Raw genomic sequence first — 23397 nt, 5'->3', positions numbered from 1 at the left:
GTTGTTGGAACGTTGTTCCAAGTAAGGATGGAACAGTGTTCCAACGCTGTCAAGTAGGCGGAAGAAGCCCTCGGTCGCCCTTCGCGTTTGACCTGTCCCCTGGGGGCCGGGTTTACGGTACGGAGATGGACGACCTGCTGAGTGTTGGAGATGTGACCCGCGAGACCGGTGCCTCGTCGAAGGCGTTGCGCGGATACGAGGCATTGAATCTCGTTGTCCCCGAACGGGCCGCCAACGGTTACCGCATGTACGACCGCCACCAGGTTCGAGTCGTCGCGCAGATCCACCGCCTGAATGCACTCGGAATTCCGCTCGCGGACATGCACCCGTTCATCGACTGCCTGAACGCCGGAAGTCTGCACGCGGACACCTGCCCCGCCTCGCTGTCGGGGTATCGCCGGGCGATTCAGCGGGTCGAACAGGCCATCGACGACCTCGATCGCCAACGCGTCGCGCTGGTCGCCAACCTCGCCGAGGCCAGCGCACGGATGGCCGACGAGTGGGCCACCGCCGATGCGCACAATCCCAATCTCGCCCCGCTGCCGGCCGACCTCGACGTTCCACACGACGACGGAGCGACCGATCATCTGTGGGGAGTGGCAATGCCGACCACCCGGCTGCCGTCCACCGACGGTGGCCACGTCGACCTCGCCGCCCTCGGAACGGGCCGTGTCCTGGTCTATGTATTTCCGATGACCGGTGCGCCAGGGCACGACATGCCCGACGGTTGGGACGCCATCCCCGGTGCCCGCGGATGCAGCCCGCACAACTGCGACATGCGTAACCACTACGCAGAGCTGGTGCAGGCCGGGATCAGCGCGGTCTATGGACTGTCGAGCCAACCCGTCGAATATCAATCGGAACTGGTTGGCGCACTGCGACTTCCGTATCCGCTGCTCACCGACAGCGAACTGATTCTGCACGACGTGATCGGACTACCGACGTTCAGCACAGACGATCTCACGGTCTATCGACGACTTGCTCTCGTCATCACCGGGGGAATCATCGAGCACGTGTTCTACCCTGTGTTCCCGCCGGACCGACACGCGCAGACCGTCCTCGACTGGCTCGATCAACACCCCCGGCACGTGACGGCACCGACGCGGATCGCATCGCGCACTGTCGACGGCGGCGGGCAGTGATCGGCATTGCCGAGCTCGCGCTGTTCGCCGGAGTGTTCGCGGCATCAGCTGCCACCCCCGGCCCCGAGGTTGTTGCGGTGATGGCTCGATCCCTCGACTCCGGGTTCCGGGGCGTTCCTGGACTGGCCGCCGGCATCGTCGTCGGAAAGTTGACTCTCCTCGGCATGGCCATGGCAGGACTCGCCGCGGCGACGGCGGCCTACGAGCCGATCCTTCGCGTCCTCACCTGGGCCGGCGCTGGGTATCTCTGTTACCTCGCCGCGAAGAAGTGGAGGACAGCTGGCACGTCGGTGCGCTCAGTGCCCACACGTGGCACCTCCCGCCGAGCTCATAGTGTCGGCCTCGGAATCGTGCTCACCATGTCCAATCCCGTAGCCATCGGCTTCTACGTTGCGCTACTCCCCGGCGTCCTCGACCTCGCACACGTGCACGTCGAGGACTATCTGTTGCTCGGACTCACCCTCACCACGGTCATGGCAGTGATCGTCGGGCTCTACGGTCTTGCTGGATTGCGCCTTCGTCGCTTCTTCGACCGCGGTGGTCGACGCATATTGGACCGAACCACTGCCGCGGTCTTTCTCCTGTGCGCTGTCTTCATCGTCTTGCGCTAGTTCGGTCGATACCGGCCAGGATGATGTCGACACCGGCCTGAAACTGTTCTCTATCATCATGTTCGGCGAATTGTGACGCGATTCGGGTCAGGAACGGATAGTCGCCGGTATCCGTCACCGCCGAGCGTGTGGAGTCCAGGAATGCCGCGCGGTCCGTCACCGTGGCGGCCAATTGCCTCCCGGCTTTGCGCTGGCTCGCAGCCCCGAGAGCGTGGTACATGAGCACGGACGCAGCGTCGAACTGCTCATTCTCCGGAATTCCGCGGACGTCCAGTTCGGTTCCGATGCGGTCGAACAGATGCATGACAGCCGGCTGCCACGGCGCGCCGGCCAGTTGCGTCGCCACCCATGGCCGCGTGGTGATCATGTCGAACACCCTCATCATCACGCCGGGAACGCCCTGCTCTGTTGCCTCGTTCTCGGGCGAGGATTCCAACACCGACGCCATGACGGCTTTGGCCGCTGCCGCGAGTAGATCTTCCCTGTTGCCGACGTGGTGATAGAGCGCTCCGGCACCTGTGGACAGGTGTGCGGCGAGGGTGCGAAACGTCAAAGCGTCGGTACCGCCCTCGTCGAGCATCTCGATCGCTGCCTGCACGATGCGCCCTTTGGACAGGGCGTCGGAACGTCGCGCGGGTGTCGGCTTCTTCTCTGGCATGGGCTGATCCTGTCACAACTGGAACGTCGTTCCATACCTGAATGCGGGCTATCGTCAGCATTTCTATGCTGTTCGGCATGGCTATCGATTTCCGAGTCCGCTTCGACGTGGATGATGTCCAGCTATCGCAGCTCCATCACGATGCGTTCGGGGGGAACTACGAGTTGGTGCCGTTGGGATCTCGGTTGCAGCGCCACAGCAAATCGTGGGTCGGTGCCTTTCATGGCACTGTGCTGTGCGGATTCGTGAACGCAGCATGGGACGGTGGCAAGCACGCGTTCCTGCTCGACACCGCAGTTGCTACGGAATGGCGACACCAGGCGATCGGCACCAGGCTCGTCTCCTATTTGGTTTCCGATCTGCGTACAACCGATATCGAGTGGCTGCACGTCGATTACGAAAAAAATCTAGCCGAATTCTATTCTGTTGCATGTGGATTCGAATCAACCTCCGCTGGAGTGCTGCGGCTGAAGTGACTGTCGACCGTGAATTCGAGCCTACGGGGAAGGCGATTATCTTCCTGCCAAAGATGATGCTCGACGCTACGGCGACACCGAGCCTGGCCGATCTCAGTCTCTCCCGCACAATCACCTCTAAAATCGTCCCCACCTGGAGGTGATCACTTCAGGTGCCCGACGACGTTCGAGGCGAGGCTGACAATCACCCGCCGTTGGTGTGGCTTTGGTGGGATGGCCACCTCGTCCGTCGCGGACACTCCGGCCGCTGATTGAGACACGTATCTGCGAAAGAGTCGCTACTTAGAGGAATGCCGCCGGAGCCGTCCACCCAGTCGGGGCACTTCGACGGAAGGGCTCTGTGACAGCACAACCGCAAGCGGTGTGGATCGGTATCGACATCGGTAAGACTCACCATCAGGCCGCGGCGATCGACAACACCGGCCGGCAACTGTGGTCGGTCCGCGTCCACAACGACCAACACAGCATCGAACGTCTCCTCGACAAGGCGCGCACGACTGACGGCTCACCCGTGATCCGGTGGGCGGTGGATCTGACATCACCCGAATCAGCTCTGCTTCTCGCTGTCCTCGTCGCAGCCGACCAGACGGTCACCTACGTGCCTGGGCGAGTCGTCAACCGCATGACCGGTGCCTTCCCCGGTGAAGGCAAAACCGACGCCAAAGACGCCGTGGTCATCGCCGAAACGGCTCGCCTCCGCCGCGACCTGACCACGGTCACGACCCCGGACGACGTTGTCGCCGAACTCGGACTATTGACCGCCTACCGGGCGGATCTGAGGGGGGAGTGGGTTTCCCGCATCAACCGACTCCGTGCACTTCTACTGCGGATCTTCCCTGAACTCGAGCGTGCCTTCGACTACACCACCCGCACCGGACTGGCCCTGCTCACTCGCTACTGCACTCCAGCCGCGATCCGCACCGCTGGCACCGACGAGATCGGTACCCATCTCCGCGAACTCGGTGTCCGACGGCCGACAATCCCCGGTATGGTCACCAAAGCGCTCGCCGCCGCCGAGGCGCAAACCGTTGCAGTACAAGCAGAATCGACCACCGAACAACTCGTCATTCGTCTCGCCGAGCAGCTGCTCGACCTAGACCACGAGATCAAAGCTCTCGACAAACAGATCGTCGAACGCTTCCGCAGTCACCACCAGGCCCACATCATCGAGAGCGTCCCCGGTATCGGCGCGCGCCTGGGAGCCGAGTTCCTTGCCATCACCGCGGGTGACCTCGCCGCATTCGGCACCGCCGCCAAGCTGGCCGCCTACGCAGGGCTTGCTCCCGTTCCCAACGATTCCGGAACCCGCACCGGAATCCTGCACCGTCCCAAGCGCTACCACCGACGACTACGACACGTCCTCTTCATGGCGGCCTTCAGCAGTGCGCAAAGAGAAGGACCGTCACGAGAGTTCTACCAACGTAAACGCGCCGAACACCAACGACACGTCCAGGCCACCATCGCACTCGCTCGCAGACTGGTCGACGTTCTCTGGGCATTACTGCGTGACCAACGTGAATGGCGGCCAAGTGGCCCGCTCGGGGTTGCATCTGTGGCTGCATAGATGCAACCGCGAGCGAGTGGGCACATTCGCAGGAGTGAGGACGAGTCGTCGCTAACCGAAAGGGACGATGGATCGGACTCCACCCGAATAGGTTTGCTGCTCGCATTCTGCGCCGCAGCCCGCCCATGCGGACTTTTAAGTGAGCGTCAGGAGGCCGCGAGTTGGTTGATGTGGGCCGTGGCCAACACATGACGGGGCATGCCGCCGCCTGCGGTTCGGATCATCGCGTGACCCAGTTGCAGGCTCGTGGTGACGTAGCGTGGGGCGATTCGCCGCAGCACGGGGTAGAGCGGGCCGAGCACCTTGTACAGCACGACGTACAACGCAGTCTTCGATGTTGTACCGGGCAGAGGGAGGACGAACGCGGGGCGGAACATGTATGCGCGTGGTGACAGTGCCAGCAGAGCGTTCTCCGTCTCGCCCTTGACGCGCGCCCACATCATGCGGGTCGTGCCGGTGCTGTCGGTGCCGACGCCGGAGACGTAGGTGAAGACGAGATCGGGATCGGTGGTCAGCAGTGCCCGGGCGGCGGCCAGGGGGAAGTCGTAGGAGACCCGGCGGTACTGCGTCTCACTCATCTTGAAGGCAGAGGTGCCCAGACAGTAGAAGCAGGCGTCGAACCCGACCAGATCGTTCTGAACGGTGGTGAAGTCGGCGAAGTCATCGTGGGGAAGTTCGCGGAGCTTGAGGTGGGCGCGACCGGTGGGTGTACGGCCTACGGCGAGAACATCGGTGACCTGCTCGTCACGCAGGCAGGCTTCCAGTACTCCTTGCCCGATCATGCCGGTGGCTCCGAAGATGACAATGCGCACAATGGATCCTTTTCCTACGGTCAGCGGTGGTGTCGGCTCGGTTGCTGTGGATGGTTTCGGGCATGGGAACCCGATGCCGGTGAGCCGGCGGATTCGAGCTCAGGCGTTGATCTCTTCGTAGAACTCGATCCTGAGAGGTGCGGCGAGTAGTTCGCCGAATTGCGCCATGACCTCGCCGCCGGTCTCGGCTCGCCATGCGGCATAGGCCTCTTGGTCGCGTTTGTCGTCCCATTGCTCGATCAGTGCGAATGCGGTGTCGTCGTCGGCGCTGCGCACCACCCGTACGCCGATGCAGCCGGGCCGTGAGCGGGTGGCGGCCAAGGTCTCGCGGTAGAAGTCGACGACATCGTGACTGCGGCCGGGTTTGGCTTGGGCGTGCAGGATGACAGTGAAGGCCATGGGGAACTCCGATTGTTCGGTGAGCTGGATGGATGACCGTCAGGCGCGCTGTGTGCCTGCCCGCCGCAGCTCGAATCGGCGAGAAGTGGGTCCTGTCCAGTCTGACGTCAAGACTTTGGATTGTGAATCATCGAGACGCCGCAATACCTTCGCCAGAGTCCTAGATTGTGTGTATGGATCTCATGTCCGATCTTCTCCGGATCTCCCACGCGCGATGCGTGCTGTCCGGCGGTATCTCCGGATCAGGTGCGTGGGCAGTACGGTCCCCGGCCCCGGGACGGATCAAAATTCTGGGGGTCATCCGCGGGTCCCTGTGGTTTCGGCTCGACTCCGAACCAGCAGACCTGAGGGTCGACGCGGGCGAGGTTCTGGTGGTGGACGGCCGCACGTCTTTCGACATGGGAAGCGATCTGCATGAATCGCCGGTACAGCTGCGGGAGAACGACCCGGTTCATCCGATCGATCGCGACGCCGACCACGTTTGCGTCACCGCGCACATCGAGTTGTTCGACGCCGCCGACGACTTCCTTCGAGACGCAATCCCTCCAGTCCTGCATCTGCACGGTCGAGCGCGCGAGGCGACGACTGCGGCCTGGGTCCTCGAGGAGCTCTTCGACGAATTCGCCCACGAACGCGCCGGTCGCACGGCTGCCTCGGCTCAGCTGACGCAGTTGCTGTTGGTGCAGGTTCTTCGGGCATGGGTGGCAGCGGCGGATGAGCTGCCATCAGGGTGGGTCCGTGCCGCCGCCGATGACCGGTTGCGTCCGGCATTGCAGCTCATGCACGCCGATGTGGGCAGAGATTGGCATATCTCCGAACTTGCTGCGGCGTGCGCGATGTCGCGGAGCAGCTTCGCCCACAGGTTCACCACGACCGCCGGCGTTCCTCCTCTTACCTACCTGTTCAGGTGGCGAATGCGCTTGGCCGAACGGTCGCTGGACGACGGATCGTCATCGGTAACCGAACTCGCAACGCAGCTCGGTTACCGGTCCGAGAGTGCTTTCAGCGTCGCGTTCAAACGCTGGTCCGGGCTCGCGCCGAGTCGATTCCGGCAACGCGACCCGCGATCGGACCTGTCCTGAGCCGGTCTCGATCCAAATGTCGTTGGCTGACCGGCGAAAGCCACGACCTGCGACAGCGAAGGTCGTCGTCATGGCCGCGATCAGTGCCGCCCGGGGCGATGCTCACTCAGGCGAGTTCAACCGGCGCAGGACACCGGAATATGCATGGCACGCCTACACCCCCATCGCACTCGGCTGCAGACTTGCGATGTCTAGGCGCGCCACGCGGCTCCTCACAGTTCGTCGGCGCCGCGTTCTGTGCGGATACGGCTCGATGCAGAGCCAATGAGTGCGCCGAGATCTGCCCAAATCATCGCGGCTGCTTTGACACTCGCGCCAAAACTCCGAGATTTGCTGCGACGCTAGTAGCTATCCATCGGCATTGGAGTTTCCCGGTGGCTGCAAGTTCCAGCGTGCCATCATCCATTTGCTTCCCGCATTGAGATCCTCGACCATCTTCACGGCTGGGAGGTGGCCACCCCACCGGCGTCGACCAACGGTCTTACATCCCGCCTGCGGGCAGTGCCGGCCTCCCTACGGACGTACCCCGAATGGAACGCCGCGGCGCTCCACGCCGTCGACGCGGTGATCGACCTACTTCGGTCGAGCTTGCTAGCCTGTCGGGGTGATCGACACTCATCAGGCTTGGTGGTGGCTGCGCTAGCAGCCCGGTCGACCATGTCCTGCGGGCTGTATCTCAGCCCGCTGATCTCTCGTACGGACCAGACGTGCGGCTGATACAGCCCGCTCCGTTCGTGCAGAGAGGTCTTCTAATGAGCACCAACACCTACGTCTCCAGTGTCGAGCGCAGCAACGTGCTCGCCACGAATATCGCGGCCGATCCGGGCCGGTATCGCACGTTGACCGGGGAAAGGCCTACCGGGCCATTGCATCTCGGGCACCTGTTCGGGACGATCCGAGAGCGCGTGCGACTGCAAGATCTCGGTGTCGAGACGATGATCGTCCTGGCCGACTACCAGGTGATTACGGACCGCGATGCAATCGGGCACGTGCGACGGCACGTGCACGACGCGGCCTTGGACAACATGGCGGCGGGGATCGATCCCGACAGGTCGACGATCTTCACACATTCGGCGGTACCCGCTCTCAATCAACTGGTGCTCCCGTTCCTGAGCTTGGTGACCGAGGCCGAACTTCACCGAAACCCGACAGTGAAAGCCGAACTGGCCGCCAGTGGCCGCGCCCTGGGCGGTCTGTTGCTGACGTATCCGGTGCACCAGGCGGCGGATATCTTGTTCTGCAAGGCCAACGTAGTCCCCGTCGGTAAGGACCAACTCCCTCACATCGAGATGGCGAGGGTCATCGCACGGCGCTTCAACGACCGATACGCCGCGGTGTTCGACGAACCACAAGCACTGCTGACCTCGAGTCCCGACGTTCCAGGCCTCGATGGGCGCAAGATGTCGAAAAGTTTCGGCAACGCGATCACGCTGTCGATGACACCGGACCAGACAGCTCAGGTGGTACGTCGAACGGCCACGGACTCTGAGCGTCACATCTCCTATGATCCGCAGACGCGACCGGGAGTGTCAGCACTGCTCACCGTCGCGGGCCTGTGCACGGGCAGGGAACCGGACGCGATAGCTGCTGAAATCGGCTTCGCAGGGGCTGGCGCATTGAAAACCCTTGTGACGGAGGCGGTGAACTCGTACCTTGCAGAACATCGCCGTCGACGGGCAAAGCTCGCCGCCGATCCCGGCTACGTGCAGTCGGTAGTGCGCCAGGGAAACCAGCGCGCCAATGAGATTGCAGAGCAGACCCTGGACGAAGTCCGCACCGTGATGGGTACCTACTACTGAGCGAGGCGCGCCGCTTTCCCCGCACAATTATCTCTGACATCGTCGCCCACCTAGAGGTGATCACTTTCAGCTGCCCGTCGGCGGGCCGAAGCGGCAATCACGCGATCCGCCGCTACTGGAGAGGCTGCCCGACGTCAATTCGATTCCCGTCCGGGTCGCAGAAAACGAAGCCACGAAGTCCGTAGTCGGCGTCGCGCAGACGTTTGACGATGCGCACCTGGTGTTCGACCAGGTGCTCGTAGAGGCCCACTGCGTCTTCGACCATCAGGTGCGCAACGTTGTAGGTTCCAGCTCGGTGTCCGCTCACCAAGGTCAGGTGCAGTTCGGCGGCATCTCGCCGGATGATGACGAATCCGGGCGGGCTGCCGTTGGTGAAGGTCACGGTCATGCCGAGCACGTCGCGATAGAACTCGATCGAGTGCTGTATGTCGGTGACGGGAATCGTGGCTGCGATGCGGCCGAAGCCCACGGTGGTTGCACTCATTATCGATCTCCTTGCACAGAGTTCGGGCGGCGAGGCGGTGCTCGCATCAACCCTGTCTCTGGGCGCGGTGGCCCCTGCTCGAAGTGTATTCAATGGGCGCACTATTCGCGTCACCGACATCCACGTATTCGATCATCGGGCGTCTCCGCCCACCTTGTGCTCTCGCATTGAGACCCTTCACGTTGGAGGGGCCAGAGGTAACCCACTTCAGGTGCTCGTCGGCGGTGGTTGAGTGACGGTTCGGCAATCGAAGGCGAACGCGGGCGGTAAGTCCGTGGTCAGCCGAGCCGAGGCGAGCGGTCCGTGAAGATGGCCTATTCGGTTGCTGCTGATCCGATCGCCTGCTAATTTGACTGCACCGGAAGTAAAAGCGCTGGCTGTCAGCCGCGTTCGCACGCCGCTCCATCGAGCCGCCACTTCTCCCTTGACCGGAGAGGTGCCATGAGCCCGAAAAAAGAGCGAGCTACACACAATACTGACGAGGCGCACGTCCCCTCGCCGCGGCACCGTCCGCACACCTTGAAAGCCGCGGCGGTAGCTCTAGCCGGCCTTTCGGCTGTGTTCCTGTTCGAGATGCTCGACAACTCCATCCTCAACGTTGCTCTTCCCGCCATCGGGCGTGAACTCGACGCGTCGACCACCGCGCTCCAGTGGGTCACCGGTGCCTACGCGGTTGTATTCGGCGGACTGATGCTGCTGTTCAGCGCCATCGCAGACCAATTCGGCCGACGCCGTGTGATGCTGCTCGGACTGACGCTGCTGGCCGTCGCCAGCGCTGCCACCGTCCTCGTCACAACACCCGAGCAACTCGTCGCAGTCCGTGTCGTCATGGGTGTCGCTGCGGCGATGACCACCCCCGGTTCCATGGCGCTGGCCTTCCGACTCTTCGATGAGGAGTCGCTACGCGTGAGGGCGCTCACCCTCATCTCGACGGTTGGCCTGGTGGGACTGGCGGTCGGGCCGACCGTCGGCGGATTCGTTCTGGCCTTCGCGCCCTGGCAGGTTTTACTCTTGATGAACGTGCCCATCGCGATCCTTGCATTCATCGGAATCCGCATGGGCGTAGCCGAAGACCTCCCCGAGGAGTTGCACCGCGACCCTCTCGACGTTGTGGGGGCACTCCTCGGCACGGCCACCATCGTCCTGGCGCTCGTAGCGCCGACCCTGTTCGTCGAACAGAGCGCAGGTTCGTGGATGCCATGGGCGTCAACTGCCGGTGCCGCGGCAGCGACAGTCCTCTTCGTCGTCCGCGCACGCACCGCTACGTTCCCGCTCCTGGACCTCGAGCTCGTGGCCCTCCCCCTCGTGTCCAGCGGCCTCGCCTACAAAGCCGCTTCCGGTCTGGCAATCGCAGGCCTCGGCTATATGGTCACCCTTCAGTTGCAGTTCGCATGGGGCTGGTCGCCGGCTCTCGCATCGATAGGGATGCTCCCTCAGGTCGTCGTGTTGCTCTTCAGCGGCCGACTCGTCGCACCGTTCCTGCGCAGGGTGGGGATGAACCACGCAGCCTGGATCAGCGCGGCGGCGGTCGTTCTGGGCCTCGCCGTCTTCGCCGGGGGTAGCCGTTTCGGCTATATCTGGATCGCGCTCGCCCTCGTTCTCGTCGCCGTCGGGATGCGCATCGTCGGCGTCGTCGCAGGTACCAATGTCATGACCGGCCTTCCGGAGAACCGCACGACAATCGGTGCCGCCATGGTCGATACGTCGAGCCAGGTCGCCACCGGCATCGGGATCGCTGTCACCGGCACCATCCTTGCGGCGCTCTTCACGGGCAACATCTCGTCCACAACGTGGAGTGCCGACGAAGCGGCCTCGTTCCAAACCGGAGTCACCGTAGCGGGGTTCGCCATCACCGCGGTAGCCGCAGCGCTCGTGTTGCTCGGCATGATCCGGGCGCGGTCAGATCGCGGCGCCGCCGTCGAAGCTCGAGTGCGACACTCGCTGCACCGATCCCGCCGGCCGATCGAGGGATCGATCGAGTTGTAATGGCTGCGGATGGTCCCCGCTCCCTGTGGGTCGGTAAGGCAGCCGTTAATTTCCAATATCGCTGTCTAACAACGGGTTCAGGTTGATACACGCGCCTGAGGCCGCGACGCCCATCAGAAGTTGTGACAATCCGACGCGACGCATGCCGACAGAGTCGTCGCACAGAACGCTCCACTCGACGGTTCAGCAGCGGGGATTCCGCGACACCGGCCCCAGAGTGGAGCGGGAATTGCAGCGCTACGACCCCGCACCACGTCGAATGCCGATTTGTGGGTGAAGTCTGCCCGCAGCAGTCCGAAGTTCTGTTCGGGGTCGGCGGGGTCGGTTCCGGAGTCACGCAGCGAGTGCACGAAGACCGGCCCGAACTCCATGATGGTGGCCAACCCGGCGCTGAGCACAGTCACCCCGTGATCGACGCAGTGCACGCCGATACCCCGCGGCGTCGGGCATCGGTGGTCTACGTCCCCGGGCCGAGGAATCTATACAACAGCGAGACCGAGATCCGCTACTACGGCGAGGGGTAACGTGAACTGGGACAGCGGATGTGGGAGTACCGGAGCGTGTTCCCGAGCGCCGAGTAGGAGGACTACTGCCACGGAATCCTGTAAGGCAGTTCGTCGTCGGGTGTGGACGGACCAGATGCGGGGAACCAGATGAGCATAGGGTCGCGCTTCAACTCGGCGACCTCCGGTGGCACTGGAACGGACAGGGTTTCGATTTCGTTCCAACGGCATTCGCCCGCACCCACCCGCTCCGCATAGGCCTTCAGTTCCGCGGACGCGCCCGGCAGTGAAGCGATGTCGTACATCATCGAACTGTCGACCATGCGTGGCTGGTCGAACGAGGGCAGCGGGGTGCGCTGGACGCGGGCGCGGGTCTCGGCCATAGTGTCGAAGATGTCGGTCATATTCCGAAGTGCTTGGCGCAGAACGGGATCGTCGGACTCCATCATGCATCTGCCCAGGGTTGCTTATCGGTGCCCAACGAGTAAGGGTCCTGCGGTACGTGGTACATCGGGCCCGCATCGGCGGTGGTGACGATATCCTTGGCGAGATCTGCTCGGTTGAGCCACTTGGTAACCGGTGCGAGCTTCTGCGCGAACTGCTCGTTCATGTAGCCGCTGGGGCTGGCGACGATTTCGAGAAACTCATTCAGCGCCGCGATGCCCGTCCGGATTGACTCGTAGAGCGTCATCGCCAGGTCGTATCCGGTGCGGAGAATGTCGTAGACGCGATAGAGCTGATAAGTGATTCCAGCAATCCCGGCTTTCTTGACCAAGAATTCTGCGACTTTCTCGCCGGTGGTCAGATCCAGTTCTTTCTCGACCATCTCACGGACTGTTCTGACCAACGCGTGGGCAGACTCCCTGATCTCCTCGGAGGCTCGTTCTGCGACGGCTTCGACTACGCGCCCGCACGCACCCTCCCACTTCATGGCCTCGACCTGCTTGGCGGCGTAGTCCTTGTAGGCCACGGCTGCCAATCCGTTCCACTTCGGATCCACCCGCGAGGTCCCACCAGCCAGTGCTTCGCCGCCGTGTTCCATCGCCTCACCGGCGATGCGGTAGGCACCCCCGAGTCGCCTGAGGTCATTCCAGTTTCCGCCGACCGGGCGGACCAATTCTTGCAATGGGCTGTGTCCGATCAGGTGCTCGATGGCGTTGTCGATATCACCGAGCCACCCGGCTGCATCGGCGATGACGGCCGCCAAGTCGTCGGGGAAGGTCGCGGGGGCCGGGTAGTCGATTCCTTCGGGCCGGCCGTAGTCGACGACGTCGGAGTAGTCGTCGACGCTGCCGGTCGCGGCGCGATTCGCGTCGCCGGGGTCGTATCCGGGCATACCGACCGGAAGGCCGTGGGTGTGTCGATTGAGCGCTTCGTAGTTTCTTTGGTCCTGATCCGAGTACAGCCATGCCGCGGTGTTGAGATTGTTGCCGAGTTCTCCGCAATTGACCGCCAGGTGAACGTGCCTGCCGAGCCAGATGTCTTTCATGCCCTCCAGGGGTGCAACGAGCGTCCCGAGGAGTGCTCCCGCCTCGGCCGCATCGGGAACGGCATTCTCGTTGAAGTACTTGTACGACTTCATCGTCTGACTGCTGATCTCGGACACCAGACGTCCGAGGCCGGAAATCTCCTCGGGGAAGGCCCTGAATTTCTCGTCCATGCGAATCCTCAATCCCCTGGCGTTCGACGAAGACTGGCGATGATGTCGTCGATCGTGTCGCGCGAGATCGATCGATCGGACTGTTGTTCGGCCAAGACCATGAACACGGCGACGGTCGCATTCGAAAAGCCCTGCATTGCAACAATGTCGATGGATGCCGCTGGCGGATCGCAGTCGTACTCTTGTAGGAGGTTCGATGCGGTGACGGTGTACCGAACCGCCGGTGCGCCATTGATCTGCAGGTTGACGGGCTCGGAGTATCGAATAACGGCGTCGTCGTCGGGGGTCCGCCGAAAAATGATGTCAGTTCGACGACTCACTTCCAACGCCGCAGTCTGCACGTCCACTCCGCTACGGCCGGTGATTCCGGTGCTTGCCTTCGAGACTCCGTCCCGAAATTTGGGGCAGTAGTCGTACTCGAACTCCGCGAAGTCGCCGAAGCGCAGTGACTCCTCGTCGTTCTCCCACCCCATGACCCCACCCCGCTGAAATTGCCAGTCTCCCGGCACTGTGTAGCGGATGCCGTATTTGGTGTCGATGGGGATCGGGTCGCCGTCGGGAACGTCGTTCTCCGGGGGAGCAAATTCCATGGATGGAAATCCTGGCGGAGGCTTCGAGGCAGTCGTGGTTCCCGTCGGCGGCAGCGTTGTGGCTGCCTCCGACGTCGGCGCGGTGACGCCCTGGTACGAGTTCGGTGCTTGTGGGCCGAGCTTGGGCAGCAGGTAGCCGACCGCCAAGAACAGTCCCAGTAACGCCGCGACGCGCAGTAGACGCATTTTCAGGCTCACAACGCTCCCCCCGAAGTCGCCACACGCTAGCACCTCGGTATCGGTCCGACGTTCGACCGACAACCCTTGACTTCGATCTGACGATTCGGAGCTAATGAATGGGCGGGAACCTCCCGAGGGGGAGTTTCGAGAGCCGTTTGCAACGTAGCGGACACGTCGAGGCAATCCCGCAAAAACATGTAACGACCTGCGTCTACCTGCCGATCTCCATCAGGACAAAGCAAGTAGGACCAGCTAGTCTGCTCCGTGGGGTGACACGCAGTCGTGTCGATCGCGCAGGGCGCGATACAGCGGATGCATAGGGGACTCAGTTGGCGATCAGCGGCTCGGGCGCGCTGGGATCGGTCGTGTCTCGACGCGACGCTCGGCGGTTGCGCAAGGTGACCTCGCGTCGCCAGTGGGAGTCGCACTATATCGATGGACTGCGCATCACCGACACGCTTGTGGTGCTCCTCGCCGTGACAGTTGCGCAGATCATTCGTTTCGGTGAGATCGACTTTCGCAATCCATGGTCGATTGCCGGCTACATCGGCGTATCGGGTGCCCTCGCCGTGCTGTGGCCGACGTTCCTCGCCATCTTCCGCACCCGTTCCCCTCGGGTTATCGGCAATGGCTCGGAAGAGTATCGACGCATCATCTCGGCCACGTTTCGGCTTTTCGGCACCGTGGCAATTCTGTCTCTGCTGTTTCGCTTCGACATCGCGCGTCTGTATCTCGCCATCGCCTTTCCCGTCGGCCTGATCGGGTTGCTGCTTAGCCGATGGGGATGGCGCAAGGTGGTCGCGCGCAAGCGTGCGCGTGGTGAGTATCAGACGGCGGTGCTCATCGTCGGAAGCAAGAGTTCGGCGTTGTCGATGGCTCGGTCGTTCGAGCGTTCGCCCGGAGCGGGTTACAGCGTGGTCGGCATCTGCTTGCCCAACTACGAGCCCAGCAGCGCTGCGTCCTTCACGATCGACGGCATCGACATTCCGGTGCTGGGGGACGAGCACAGCGTCGTCGAGGCCATCGAGGTCTCCGGCGCAGACACCGTCGCGGTGACGGCAACCGAGCACATCGGCCATCACGGCCTGCGAAAGATGGTGTGGGACCTCGAGAAGAAGAAGGTCGATCTCGTCGTCTCTCCCGGCGTCATGGATGTCGCCGGTCCGCGACTGGTGATGCGGCCGGTATCGGACTTCCCGCTCATCCACGTCGAGAAGCCGCAGTACAACGGGGCAAAGAAATTCGGGAAGACGGCCTTCGACCTCGTCTTCGCCGCGTCGGTGTTGCTGTTGATCTCGCCGATTCTGCTCACCCTCGCCGTGATCATCAAGCTCACCAGCAAGGGCTCGATTTTCTACAAGTCCGAACGAATGGGTATGGACGGCAAGCCGTTCCAGATGATCAAGTTCCGCAGCATGGTTCAGGATGCAGACAAGCGGGTGCAGGAACTCGCTGCTCTCAACGAGGGTGCGGGCGTGCTGTTCAAGATGCGCGACGACCCCCGCGTCACATCCGTCGGCAAGGTGATGCGCAAATACAGCCTCGACGAGCTTCCGCAGTTCGTCAACGTCCTCACCCGCGAGATGAGTGTGGTGGGTCCGCGGCCGCCGCTGCGCAGCGAGGTCGAAACCTACGACGGCGAAGTGCGGCGACGATTGCTGGTCAAGCCAGGCATCACCGGACTGTGGCAGGTGAGTGGTCGATCTGATCTGTCGTGGGAAGAAAGCGTGCGTCTGGATCTCTCGTACGTCGAGAACTGGTCCATGACAGGCGATTTGCTCATCATCGCGAAGACCGCTGTTGCGGTCGCCAAGAGCGAAGGCGCGTACTGATCGCGCCGGGTGCATTTGCCCTCTGCCTGGTGGTTCTATTTGTGTCATGTGCGGCTGACCTAGGAAGAAGTGGTCCCCGTCGTCGGTGACCACGCGATTCGCCCGTTCACAAAGTCGATGGCAACGCCGTCTGCATAGGGGTACTCGTCCGTGGTGGGGAAACCGTGTGCTGTTGTCCAGGCCGCGAGAATTGCCCCATGGACGGCGTGGGTTCCGTAAGTGGCGTGACTGAAGACGCGGAAGCCGGCGGGGTTGTCGAAGTCCTGCGTTCCGTTGGCGAAAGGTGCAATGGGCACCAACTGCCAACGGCGCGCAATCGAGCCGACGGGGACGGGAGAGCTGAACCAACCGTTGTTGGTCAGGAAGCGAGTGCCGTTGACATGCTCCTGCGCGAAGCCTCCGCCCATCTCGTAGACCGGCGTGATCGGCGCTCCGAGCGGTGAGTCCCGATTGGCCCCGAACAGTATCGCTTCCTGCCGGGCCGGAAGACCGGCAAGCTGAAGCGTGGCGACCGTGGCCAAGGCAGACTTGCCGGAGTAGTCGGTGTTCACTACCCCGAAGCGGTCCTCGTCATCGTTGCTGCTCGAGTTCGCGTCTCGTACGGTATAGATGTAGAAGGCACCTGCATACGAGACTTCGGTCCATTGCAGCAACGTGTTCATGATCAGGTCGGACTGCTGCTGTGGCGTCAATATCGTTGTTGGAGCGCCATATTCGGTAATCCATATCTTCTTGTCTCCATCCCCGTAGCGTCTCATGATCGAGTGCATTTCGACCATTTGACGCATCGGAGAGTTGTCGTAGAGTGCACCGATCGCCAATGGTGCTGCGTAGTCGTAGGGGTGAAACGAGAGTGCATCGAAGTGGCCGTGTAGTCCCGCGGTGTACATCTGGTTCAGAAATTCGATCGCATGCACTTTGCCGTCACTGTTGTCAGCTGGCCCCATCGCGCCGGCAACGACCGTGGCAGTCGGACTTGCTGCCTTGATCTTGGGATAGGCGGCGCGAACCATCGATGTGTAGAAGGCGGCATCCGGCGTCGGTGCGAAGAACTGCCGCCCGTTGGGCTCGTTCCATATCTCGTACGCCGAAATTCGGCCGTTGTATCGCCCGGCGACGGTACCGGCGAAGGCACCGAATGCCGCGGCGGACGCGGGCCGGGTCGTCACGGTGGGAGCAGTTCCGTAACCCGCCCACGTCGGACACGACCAGAGGACGCCGAGGATGTTCAGGTTCCGTGCCCGCGCGGCGGTGACCACGTAGTCGACCATGCTCCAGTCGTATGTCGCCGGGTTCGGCTGTACGACATGCCACATGATGTCGATGCGTACGACAGTGCCGTGCGGGGCGGCTATGACGTCGAGTGTTCGATCTACGTCTGTGGTGGCACCGAACAGCAAACTCGAGCCTGTGGAATACCCGACTGGAACGGGTGCGGTCTCGGGTGGGTTCTCCGCGGGACCGAGCGTCCGTGTTGGTGAATCGAATCCAGCGATAGCCAGGGCACCCACCACTGACCCGGCGGCCACCGTTCCGATGAAGAGGCGACGTGACACGACCTGGCGGCCAGACCTACTCATATGGCTACGCCCACAATCGCATCGCTGGTCTTTCGATCACCACGTAGGTGAGGCTTGCGATGGCGATCGTGGCGCCGCAGAGAGCCGCGAAGCTCCAGAGCACGCCGAAGTATGTGGCGGGTACTGGAATATCTGCTCGCTCGGCGAGCAACATGACCGGATAGTGCCACAGATAGATCGACAGCGAGATGGTTCCGACGTACTTGATCGGACGCCAATCTGTCACTGCGGCAATCGAAGAGTGCTCGCCGCGCGCGAGCGGGGTGATGATCAGCAGGACCAGGGCGGCGGAGGCGATCGCGAACGGCGTGGCCATCACACGGGGAGCAACAACGAAGCAGCAGAGCGCTGTCGCCAGAAAGACGAGCACGGCAATCCCAAGGGCGAATTGGATGCGAATCGTCGACCACGCCTTGAGTGCCCCGCCGCCGATAGCGACGTACACGACGGCCGCGATCATGCCCATGGCGAAGTTGTCTGCGAGGGCCAGGAAGCTACGGGATAGAACGGCGATCCAGTTCGGACCCCAGAAACGCTCCAGGGGTGTCAGCTGTGGGTTGGCATTCTGAAGCGCGATGACGACGGAGGTGGTGACGGCACCGACGACGATCAGAACGGCTGGGGCGATCAGCGCCAGTCTCAAAGTCGATATCGATGTCTTGCGGCTGAGCCAGAATGTCCCCATCGCCATCAGCGGCAGCAGCAGATAGAAGGTCAGTTCCACGGTCAACGACCACGAGGGATTCAGTCCGGTCTGCAACGTCGACGGGAAGAAGGACTGGGTCAGGGTGAGTTGAGCCAGCAGATGAAAGGGGTTGGTGATCATGCCCGTTCCGGCGTCCGAAGTGGTCCATCCGACACTGACGGGATTGACCACATACGAGGCTTGCAGGATGAAGTTGGTGACCAGTAAAATGAACAGGTATGCCGGAAAGATGCGCCGCACGCGTGCGATGAAGTAGCGTCGGGTGGACGGTTGTGTGTTGCCCGCGAACAGCTTTCGTACATATGGCAGGTAGAGCAAGAAGCCCGACAGAACGAAGAAGAACGTCAGCCCTTGTCCCAGGAAATCGATGCGAATGGTGTCGACGATGTTGGGGGCGTAGTGGGCCGATACGTGCACCAGTAGGACTGACAGACATGCGATCCCACGAGGTCCCTCGAGTCCGCTGAGCCATGTCTGCTTCGGCGGTTCGGAGCCTGGCGTATGGGGTGCTGTCTGCTTACGCATATGCTCGAGTGAGTGCTTAGGCATGGTGCTTGTTCACCTTTCGCGGTGGCGCTGGCGGTGCAACGGGTTTATCCACGAACGGAAGTGGCTGTGGCGCTGGATTTTCTGAGTCGTCAGCTGGTTCCACGGCATCTGCCGCGACGAAGGTCAGCAACACGACGAATGCGAGTGTCACCGAGGGGTTGGTGACGACGGGAAAGTCCAGCTGCAGCCCTACCAGCGAGAAGCCCACGAGGCCGGCCCCGGCCACCCCGCTTTCCCAGGGTTCCTTCCGCGCATTTCGGTGTGCGAGGACGGCTCCTGCGACGAGGACGAGGACGAAGGCAAGGCCGACGAAGATGCCCCCGCGATAGATCGATACCAGCGGCGAGTTCGCGACGTAGTTGGCGTTGTACCCCGCTACCTCGTTGGTGAATTCGTCTATCCCCCAGCCTTTGCCGAAAAGCCAGTGTCCCTCCATGGCAGCAGGGAAATCCGAAAGGGCTGCGGTGCGGGCGCGGGTGCCGGTATCGGAAGCTGAGAAGGAATCGAAGATTCGATCGGCAACAGCGGGTACAGCGAGGGTGGAAGCGGCCGCGGCGATGCAGCCGGCAATGATCGTGATGCGCTTGTCGGCCCGCATCTTCTGGAACATCAGCAACGCGACTGCGGCGACGACTACGGAGAACATGGCGCTTCTGCTCAGCGTGATCACCAGGGCTCCGCCGATGATGAGGGCATAGACAATTCGCTGCCGACCGCGCAGCAGTGCACACGCGAGGGTCAGTCCTACGAGGGTGAAGATCCCGGCGACGTTGGGATCGATGTAGGTTCCCGTCAACCGCACGACCTGCGTCATGCCATCCTGGTAGAAGCGCAGGTGCGTACCGATGATGCCGGTGTTTCCGTATCCGAACGGGGCGAGGTGGTTCATCCACGAGCCGGACTTGTCGAGAAAGAACATAGCCAACGCGAAAACGGATCCGGTGCCGACGCCATAGACGAAGACGCGGCCGAAACGGCGTAGATCATCCTTCGGCAACCGCAGCAGTGGGAAAATTACCGACATAGCGACGAGCCACCGAGTGAACTCGGTGATGTCCTGCATCCTTACCGCCGTGGCGATCAGCGAAACGAAGGATGCCGCGATGAGAATCAGCACGGTGACCTCGACAGGGTCGGTGGGGCCGAGTTCGATCCGATGTGTCATCGCAGAGATCCACACCATTACAACCATCAGCAACGCGATGGGTAGACCCGCGCCTGGGAGCACGGCGAAGGGCGCACATCCCGCGCTGAACGCCAAGCCCACGTAGGACCAGCGTGGTTGCACCACAGCGACAGTGACGGCGGCCAGACCGGCGATGAGCGCGGCCCCGAGAGTCAGGCCGAGCTTTTGGCCGCTGCCCAACCCGATGCCGAGCGCCAGGGGCAACGCCACTGTTATGAACACGGCCCCGAGTGCCGCACGATTCAGCACGGTCTGAGCCAATCGTGCACCGAGTCGTGCGGCACCCGGCTCTGCCAACGTTGCTCGCCTCGCTCGTAGAGCCCGCGGCCTGCGGCGACAGCGGCCGACCGGTCCAGTAGGAATTCGCGACACCGTTCGATGGCGACCGCCGGATCGGCGATGCCCTCGATGCCCAGAGCGGAGGACAGTGAGCCGACCGCCGCGGGAGTACCGACGACGGGCAGACCGCGGCTGGCTGCATCGAGGATCTTCACGCGGACGCCGCCACCGGTTGCGATCGGTGCGACCAGAGCGCGGCACGTGTCGAGGAAGCCGGCCAGATCGTCGACGAATCCGAGATCACGGACCCCGTCGGGCAGGTCGAGATCGGCCGCGTCGGGATGGGGAGTGCCGACGATGCAGAGCTCGGCATCGTCGATGCCCGCACAGATCTGTGGCCACCAGCCCAGCAGAATCTTGTAAGCCTCCTGATTCGGAGGCCATGTGCGATCTCCGAAGAACACCAATCGACTGCCGGAGTTCGCGATGTTCACTTGCTTCTTGGGAGGGAGCGTCAGATCCAGCCAGTGTGTACGGGCGATACCTGCGCGTCGGTAGAACTCGGCCTCCTCCTCGTCGTAGGTGCCCACGGTGTACGCCTCGCGGGCGACGCGCAGTTCGTCGCGCAGGATGCGCGTGGAATCGAGCTTTCCGATCAGGCCCCGGGTCGCCTTCCACACCAGAGTCTCGGAGACGACTGTGCTGACGGCAAGTGGGATGGTGCCGGCCTTGGTGGAGCGGAGGAACGGCTCGGCCATGTAGGTGTGGTCAGCGACGAAGATGTCGGAATCGGTGTCGTCGATGGCGGCGACGACGGAATCGATGTCGAACCTGCTGTGCACCAGACTCTTACGGTAGCGGGCACTGCGCAGGGCGATGGTCCTGATATCTGCGTCGGCCTTGAGAACTCGACGCCAGCCGTCGGCTGTGCTCTCGGGCCGAGTCGACAGGCAGATCGCCCGGACGTCGTAGGACTCGGCGGCAATGCCCATCACCAGTCTCGCCATGGTCAGGTCACCGGTGGATTCGTGGCTGGGATCCTTCGCCAGCAGGAAGGTCGCTTTCACGACGGTTTCACCTCCGCGCGACGGTGTACATAGATCGCGCGACGGTAGACGACGAGCATGGCGAACTCGCAGTACACGCACGCGATGGCTGCGCCGTACCCACCGAGCCAATGCGCCAGAACGAACACCGAGACCACCTTCAGCGCCGCCACACTGGCTGTGGTGCGCACTCTCAACGCATCTCGATGTTGCAGCGACAGGATCATCGTGAACACGAAGTTCACCGACCGACCGAAGACGAAGAGCGACAGGATCAGCGCTACGTAGCCGACGTCGTCGTAGCCTCCCCACAGCAGCACTCCTACGCCCACGGCTGCCATCGCCGCTGCCGTCGTCAGCGAGACCTTCACGATGTTGTTCACCGGGGGAGCGGAATCGACGTGGCCGTGCGCATCGCGCAGCGAATTGACGAAGGTGTTCGCATAATTCTGTCCGATCGAGGCGATGGCCAGGGCGGTGACGATCGCAACCGAGTAATAACCTGCCGCATCGGATCCGGCAACGTACCCGATGATGAGGACGTCTCCCGATGCGTATGCCGCGGCGGCGAATGCTTCGGAGGACAGCAGGGTGATCTCGCGTCGGTTGCCCGGCATCTGGGGTGCGCGTCCCGGTACGAACCTCAGGGTGGCGCACCAGATCACGATGTACGGCAACAGATACAGCGTGCTCGAAACGTACAGCTGCGGATCCTGTGCCAGGTACAGGTACGAGCCACCAAGGCCGATGGCGACGAGTTGTCGTGCGGCGTCGAACCGCATGGTGACATCCGGTCTGCTCTCCCGCAGGTAGCTGCTCTTGAAGGTGTTGAACAGCAGCTCGCCTGCGGCGACGACAATCGCGAATCCGGCCACGTACCACTGGGTGTACACGGCGATCCCGATGGCCGCGATGGCGGTACCGAACAACACACGCAGGCATCGTTCACGCTGGAAATCGTCCTCGGATACCCGCAGCGACCGGACGAAGAAGGCGTTGTCGAGCGGAGCGTTGAGCAGTGCTGCACCGGCGAATCCCATTGCGTAGATTCCGTATTCGCCGACACCGAGAGTGTGAATCATCGCCGCTGTCCACACCAGGCCGAACACTCGTCCGCTGTAGCTCCAGAACGAGGCGAGCCCGGCGCGGACGATGTTGCTGTTCGGAACGACTCTGGGCATGGCTACAGGTCCGCCCAGGCGTCGAGGAAGGGTTGCGCACACCGGTCGATGGTGCGGGCCTGCCGCAGTGTGCGGACTTCGGCCTCACTGGCACGGAGCTGGCCCTCGTCACAGATGATCGAATTCGCCTTGGCAGCAATGGCGTCGATGCCACCCTCGACTCCGATCGCCCCGCCTTCGGACGCGGTCTCCACCAACGAGCCGTCGAGGACGCAGATGATCGGGGTGTTGTAGGCGAACGAGCGGGACACCGCACTCGATGCGGCCCATACCTTTCCGTACGGATTGTCCTTGGAGTACGGCACGATCAGGAAGCGGAAGGAGGCGAAAAAGGCATCTTCTTTCTCGTCGTTGACCTCGCCCAGAACCTGCACGCCCTCGGTGGCGGGCAGCGTGTCGGTGCCGCGTCCGGCCACCACGATTCCGATCGAATCGTCGAGTTGCTCGCGCAGCCGGCCGATGAGCTCGAATCCCTTGCCCTTGTAGACGTGGCCGAACATGCCCACGGCGGCAGGTCGTTCGGCCAGCGGGGGCAGCTCGCCGCGCGCCGGTACAAAAATACGTGAGGCCACCGCGGTGGAACCGGTCATCTGCATGCCCACGTTGTCGGCACCGATGCTCGTGAGCGCGAACAGGGTGCGGCCCCTCGTGGCTCGACGCTGCAGCGCCGCGATCAGGGGCCGGGTGGGGTAATGCACGGCGTGATGCAGTAGCCGAAATCGATAGAGCAGCTTGGTCTTGAACGGCCACCACGCCGGGTTGGGGGCGTCGTGCACCGTCGAGGTCACCGGGATACGGCGGGGGAGCCACGAGGCCCAGAACGTCGAGAGCGATCCGGCGCTCTGCTCGAAGTGCACGATTACGGGGCCGCGTTTCTCGGCCGCGAGCACCGAGGCACGCACTGCACGGACGTTGGTGAGGACGTCGCGGACGGTCTCGGCACCGTCGGTGGCGATGCGGTACTCGATCACTTCGAGGAAGTGATCGCGGACCGAATCGAGGAAGTCGTCGGCATAGTCGCCCACACCGCTTCGGCCTGCGGACGGGGCGATGTAGACGAGTCGGGTCTCGGCGAGGGGAGCCATGATCTTC

General features: G+C 62.7%; 22 protein-coding genes. 8 read left to right on the top strand and 14 right to left on the bottom strand.

All coding sequences use genetic code 11. The features are described from left to right. Positions 1–125 precede the first annotated feature (125 nt). Together JLZ96_RS10490 and JLZ96_RS10485 are read left to right on the top strand one after the other, a co-directional pair. A complete protein-coding gene (locus tag JLZ96_RS10490; RefSeq protein WP_201010037.1) occupies positions 126–1142 on the top strand; it encodes a MerR family transcriptional regulator in 1017 nt (338 codons plus the stop codon). Then, positions 1139–1753 (top strand): LysE family translocator, encoded by a 615-nt coding sequence (locus JLZ96_RS10485; RefSeq protein WP_201010036.1) that lies wholly within the window; start codon positions 1139–1141, stop codon positions 1751–1753. The genes JLZ96_RS10490 and JLZ96_RS10485 overlap by 4 nt, the downstream gene beginning before the upstream one ends. On the opposite strand, the gene JLZ96_RS10480 is transcribed toward JLZ96_RS10485, so the two are convergent. Beyond that, the gene (locus JLZ96_RS10480) at positions 1737–2411 is read right to left on the bottom strand and encodes a TetR/AcrR family transcriptional regulator (RefSeq protein WP_201010035.1); all 675 of its coding nucleotides are present in this window, start codon (positions 2409–2411) and stop codon (positions 1737–1739) included. The genes JLZ96_RS10485 and JLZ96_RS10480 overlap by 17 nt on opposite strands. A gap of 77 nt (positions 2412–2488) precedes the next feature. On the opposite strand from JLZ96_RS10480, the gene JLZ96_RS10475 reads away from it, so the two are divergent. Continuing rightward, a complete protein-coding gene (locus JLZ96_RS10475) occupies positions 2489–2887 on the top strand; it encodes a GNAT family N-acetyltransferase (RefSeq protein WP_201010034.1) in 399 nt (132 codons plus the stop codon). Positions 2888–3227: 340 nt separating this feature from the next. Continuing rightward, positions 3228–4451: an IS110 family transposase gene (locus JLZ96_RS10470; RefSeq protein WP_201010033.1), complete on the top strand. Its 1224-nt coding sequence runs from the start codon at positions 3228–3230 to the stop codon at positions 4449–4451. A 146-nt stretch (positions 4452–4597) separates the two neighbouring features. On the opposite strand, the gene JLZ96_RS10465 is transcribed toward JLZ96_RS10470, so the two are convergent. Both JLZ96_RS10465 and JLZ96_RS10460 read right to left on the bottom strand, forming a co-directional pair. Then, entirely contained in the window at positions 4598–5263 is a 666-nt protein-coding gene (locus tag JLZ96_RS10465) for an epimerase (RefSeq protein WP_032392175.1), read from the bottom strand. 99 nt (positions 5264–5362) lie between these two features. Continuing rightward, positions 5363–5662: a putative quinol monooxygenase gene (locus JLZ96_RS10460; protein WP_032406119.1), complete on the bottom strand. Its 300-nt coding sequence runs from the start codon at positions 5660–5662 to the stop codon at positions 5363–5365. A gap of 173 nt (positions 5663–5835) precedes the next feature. Between JLZ96_RS10460 and JLZ96_RS10455 the strand changes: the two genes are divergently transcribed. Together JLZ96_RS10455 and trpS are read left to right on the top strand one after the other, a co-directional pair. Further along, positions 5836–6744 (top strand): AraC family transcriptional regulator, encoded by a 909-nt coding sequence (locus tag JLZ96_RS10455; protein ID WP_032392177.1) that lies wholly within the window; start codon positions 5836–5838, stop codon positions 6742–6744. 752 nt (positions 6745–7496) lie between these two features. Then, positions 7497–8543: a tryptophan--tRNA ligase gene (gene trpS / locus JLZ96_RS10450; RefSeq protein ID WP_201010032.1), complete on the top strand. Its 1047-nt coding sequence runs from the start codon at positions 7497–7499 to the stop codon at positions 8541–8543. A 112-nt stretch (positions 8544–8655) separates the two neighbouring features. On the opposite strand, the gene JLZ96_RS10445 is transcribed toward trpS, so the two are convergent. Beyond that, positions 8656–9027: a VOC family protein gene (locus tag JLZ96_RS10445; protein WP_032374932.1), complete on the bottom strand. Its 372-nt coding sequence runs from the start codon at positions 9025–9027 to the stop codon at positions 8656–8658. A 441-nt stretch (positions 9028–9468) separates the two neighbouring features. Between JLZ96_RS10445 and JLZ96_RS10440 the strand changes: the two genes are divergently transcribed. Further along, positions 9469–11013: an MFS transporter gene (locus tag JLZ96_RS10440; RefSeq protein ID WP_201010031.1), complete on the top strand. Its 1545-nt coding sequence runs from the start codon at positions 9469–9471 to the stop codon at positions 11011–11013. Positions 11014–11126: 113 nt separating this feature from the next. On the opposite strand, the gene JLZ96_RS24975 is transcribed toward JLZ96_RS10440, so the two are convergent. The 4 genes from JLZ96_RS24975 to JLZ96_RS24970 form a co-directional block, all read right to left on the bottom strand. Continuing rightward, complete coding sequence (locus tag JLZ96_RS24975; protein ID WP_308436824.1) at positions 11127–11417, bottom strand: hypothetical protein; 291 nt, start codon at positions 11415–11417, stop codon at positions 11127–11129. 182 nt (positions 11418–11599) lie between these two features. Continuing rightward, a complete protein-coding gene (locus JLZ96_RS10430; RefSeq protein ID WP_236253879.1) occupies positions 11600–11920 on the bottom strand; it encodes a hypothetical protein in 321 nt (106 codons plus the stop codon). 41 nt (positions 11921–11961) lie between these two features. Further along, on the bottom strand, positions 11962–13176 hold the full coding sequence (locus JLZ96_RS10425) for a hypothetical protein (protein WP_201010029.1): 1215 nt from the start codon (positions 13174–13176) through the stop codon (positions 11962–11964). A gap of 8 nt (positions 13177–13184) precedes the next feature. Next, positions 13185–13964 carry a hypothetical protein gene (locus tag JLZ96_RS24970; protein WP_236253878.1) on the bottom strand — a complete coding sequence of 260 codons (780 nt, stop codon included), beginning with the start codon at positions 13962–13964 and terminating at the stop codon, positions 13185–13187. A 347-nt stretch (positions 13965–14311) separates the two neighbouring features. On the opposite strand from JLZ96_RS24970, the gene JLZ96_RS10415 reads away from it, so the two are divergent. Continuing rightward, a complete protein-coding gene (locus tag JLZ96_RS10415) occupies positions 14312–15778 on the top strand; it encodes a sugar transferase (RefSeq protein ID WP_236253877.1) in 1467 nt (488 codons plus the stop codon). 59 nt (positions 15779–15837) lie between these two features. Here the strand turns inward: JLZ96_RS10415 and JLZ96_RS10410 are convergent, their stop codons facing one another. The 6 genes from JLZ96_RS10410 to JLZ96_RS10385 are packed head-to-tail and all read right to left on the bottom strand — an operon-like array spanning position 15838 to position 23390. Next, on the bottom strand, positions 15838–17334 hold the full coding sequence (locus JLZ96_RS10410; protein ID WP_201010028.1) for a cellulase family glycosylhydrolase: 1497 nt from the start codon (positions 17332–17334) through the stop codon (positions 15838–15840). A gap of 28 nt (positions 17335–17362) precedes the next feature. Next, entirely contained in the window at positions 17363–18589 is a 1227-nt protein-coding gene (locus JLZ96_RS10405) for an acyltransferase (RefSeq protein ID WP_268963053.1), read from the bottom strand. A gap of 16 nt (positions 18590–18605) precedes the next feature. After that, a complete protein-coding gene (locus JLZ96_RS10400; RefSeq protein WP_201010026.1) occupies positions 18606–20096 on the bottom strand; it encodes an O-antigen ligase family protein in 1491 nt (496 codons plus the stop codon). Beyond that, a complete protein-coding gene (locus JLZ96_RS10395; protein ID WP_236253875.1) occupies positions 20042–21145 on the bottom strand; it encodes a glycosyltransferase in 1104 nt (367 codons plus the stop codon). Before JLZ96_RS10395 ends, JLZ96_RS10400 begins: the two co-directional genes overlap by 55 nt. Next, the gene (locus JLZ96_RS10390; RefSeq protein WP_201010025.1) at positions 21142–22305 is read right to left on the bottom strand and encodes a lipopolysaccharide biosynthesis protein; all 1164 of its coding nucleotides are present in this window, start codon (positions 22303–22305) and stop codon (positions 21142–21144) included. The genes JLZ96_RS10395 and JLZ96_RS10390 overlap by 4 nt, the downstream gene beginning before the upstream one ends. Before the next feature lie 2 nt (positions 22306–22307). Next, positions 22308–23390 (bottom strand): glycosyltransferase family 1 protein, encoded by a 1083-nt coding sequence (locus JLZ96_RS10385; RefSeq protein WP_201010024.1) that lies wholly within the window; start codon positions 23388–23390, stop codon positions 22308–22310. Positions 23391–23397: the final 7 nt, after the last annotated feature.

Origin of the sequence: Rhodococcus sp. NKCM2511 (assembly GCF_014905595.1) — a bacterium.
In the GTDB taxonomy this organism is placed as follows: Bacteria; Actinomycetota; Actinomycetes; order Mycobacteriales; family Mycobacteriaceae; genus Rhodococcoides; species Rhodococcoides fascians.
This window is presented reverse-complemented; position numbering and strand designations above follow the sequence as displayed.

Coding starts and splice junctions, on each gene's coding strand:
- JLZ96_RS10475 (WP_201010034.1), top strand. CDS start 2,489: ATGGCTATCGATTTCCGAGTCCGCTTCGACGTGGATGATGTCCAGCTA.
- JLZ96_RS10385 (WP_201010024.1), bottom strand. CDS start 23,390: ATGGCTCCCCTCGCCGAGACCCGACTCGTCTACATCGCCCCGTCCGCA.
- JLZ96_RS10455 (WP_032392177.1), top strand. CDS start 5,836: ATGGATCTCATGTCCGATCTTCTCCGGATCTCCCACGCGCGATGCGTG.
- JLZ96_RS10390 (WP_201010025.1), bottom strand. CDS start 22,305: ATGCCCAGAGTCGTTCCGAACAGCAACATCGTCCGCGCCGGGCTCGCC.
- JLZ96_RS10425 (WP_201010029.1), bottom strand. CDS start 13,176: ATGGACGAGAAATTCAGGGCCTTCCCCGAGGAGATTTCCGGCCTCGGA.
- JLZ96_RS10490 (WP_201010037.1), top strand. CDS start 126: ATGGACGACCTGCTGAGTGTTGGAGATGTGACCCGCGAGACCGGTGCC.
- JLZ96_RS10445 (WP_032374932.1), bottom strand. CDS start 9,027: ATGAGTGCAACCACCGTGGGCTTCGGCCGCATCGCAGCCACGATTCCC.
- trpS (WP_201010032.1), top strand. CDS start 7,497: ATGAGCACCAACACCTACGTCTCCAGTGTCGAGCGCAGCAACGTGCTC.
- JLZ96_RS10480 (WP_201010035.1), bottom strand. CDS start 2,411: ATGCCAGAGAAGAAGCCGACACCCGCGCGACGTTCCGACGCCCTGTCC.
- JLZ96_RS10440 (WP_201010031.1), top strand. CDS start 9,469: ATGAGCCCGAAAAAAGAGCGAGCTACACACAATACTGACGAGGCGCAC.
- JLZ96_RS10460 (WP_032406119.1), bottom strand. CDS start 5,662: ATGGCCTTCACTGTCATCCTGCACGCCCAAGCCAAACCCGGCCGCAGT.
- JLZ96_RS10405 (WP_268963053.1), bottom strand. CDS start 18,589: ATGCGTAAGCAGACAGCACCCCATACGCCAGGCTCCGAACCGCCGAAG.
- JLZ96_RS10430 (WP_236253879.1), bottom strand. CDS start 11,920: ATGACCGACATCTTCGACACTATGGCCGAGACCCGCGCCCGCGTCCAG.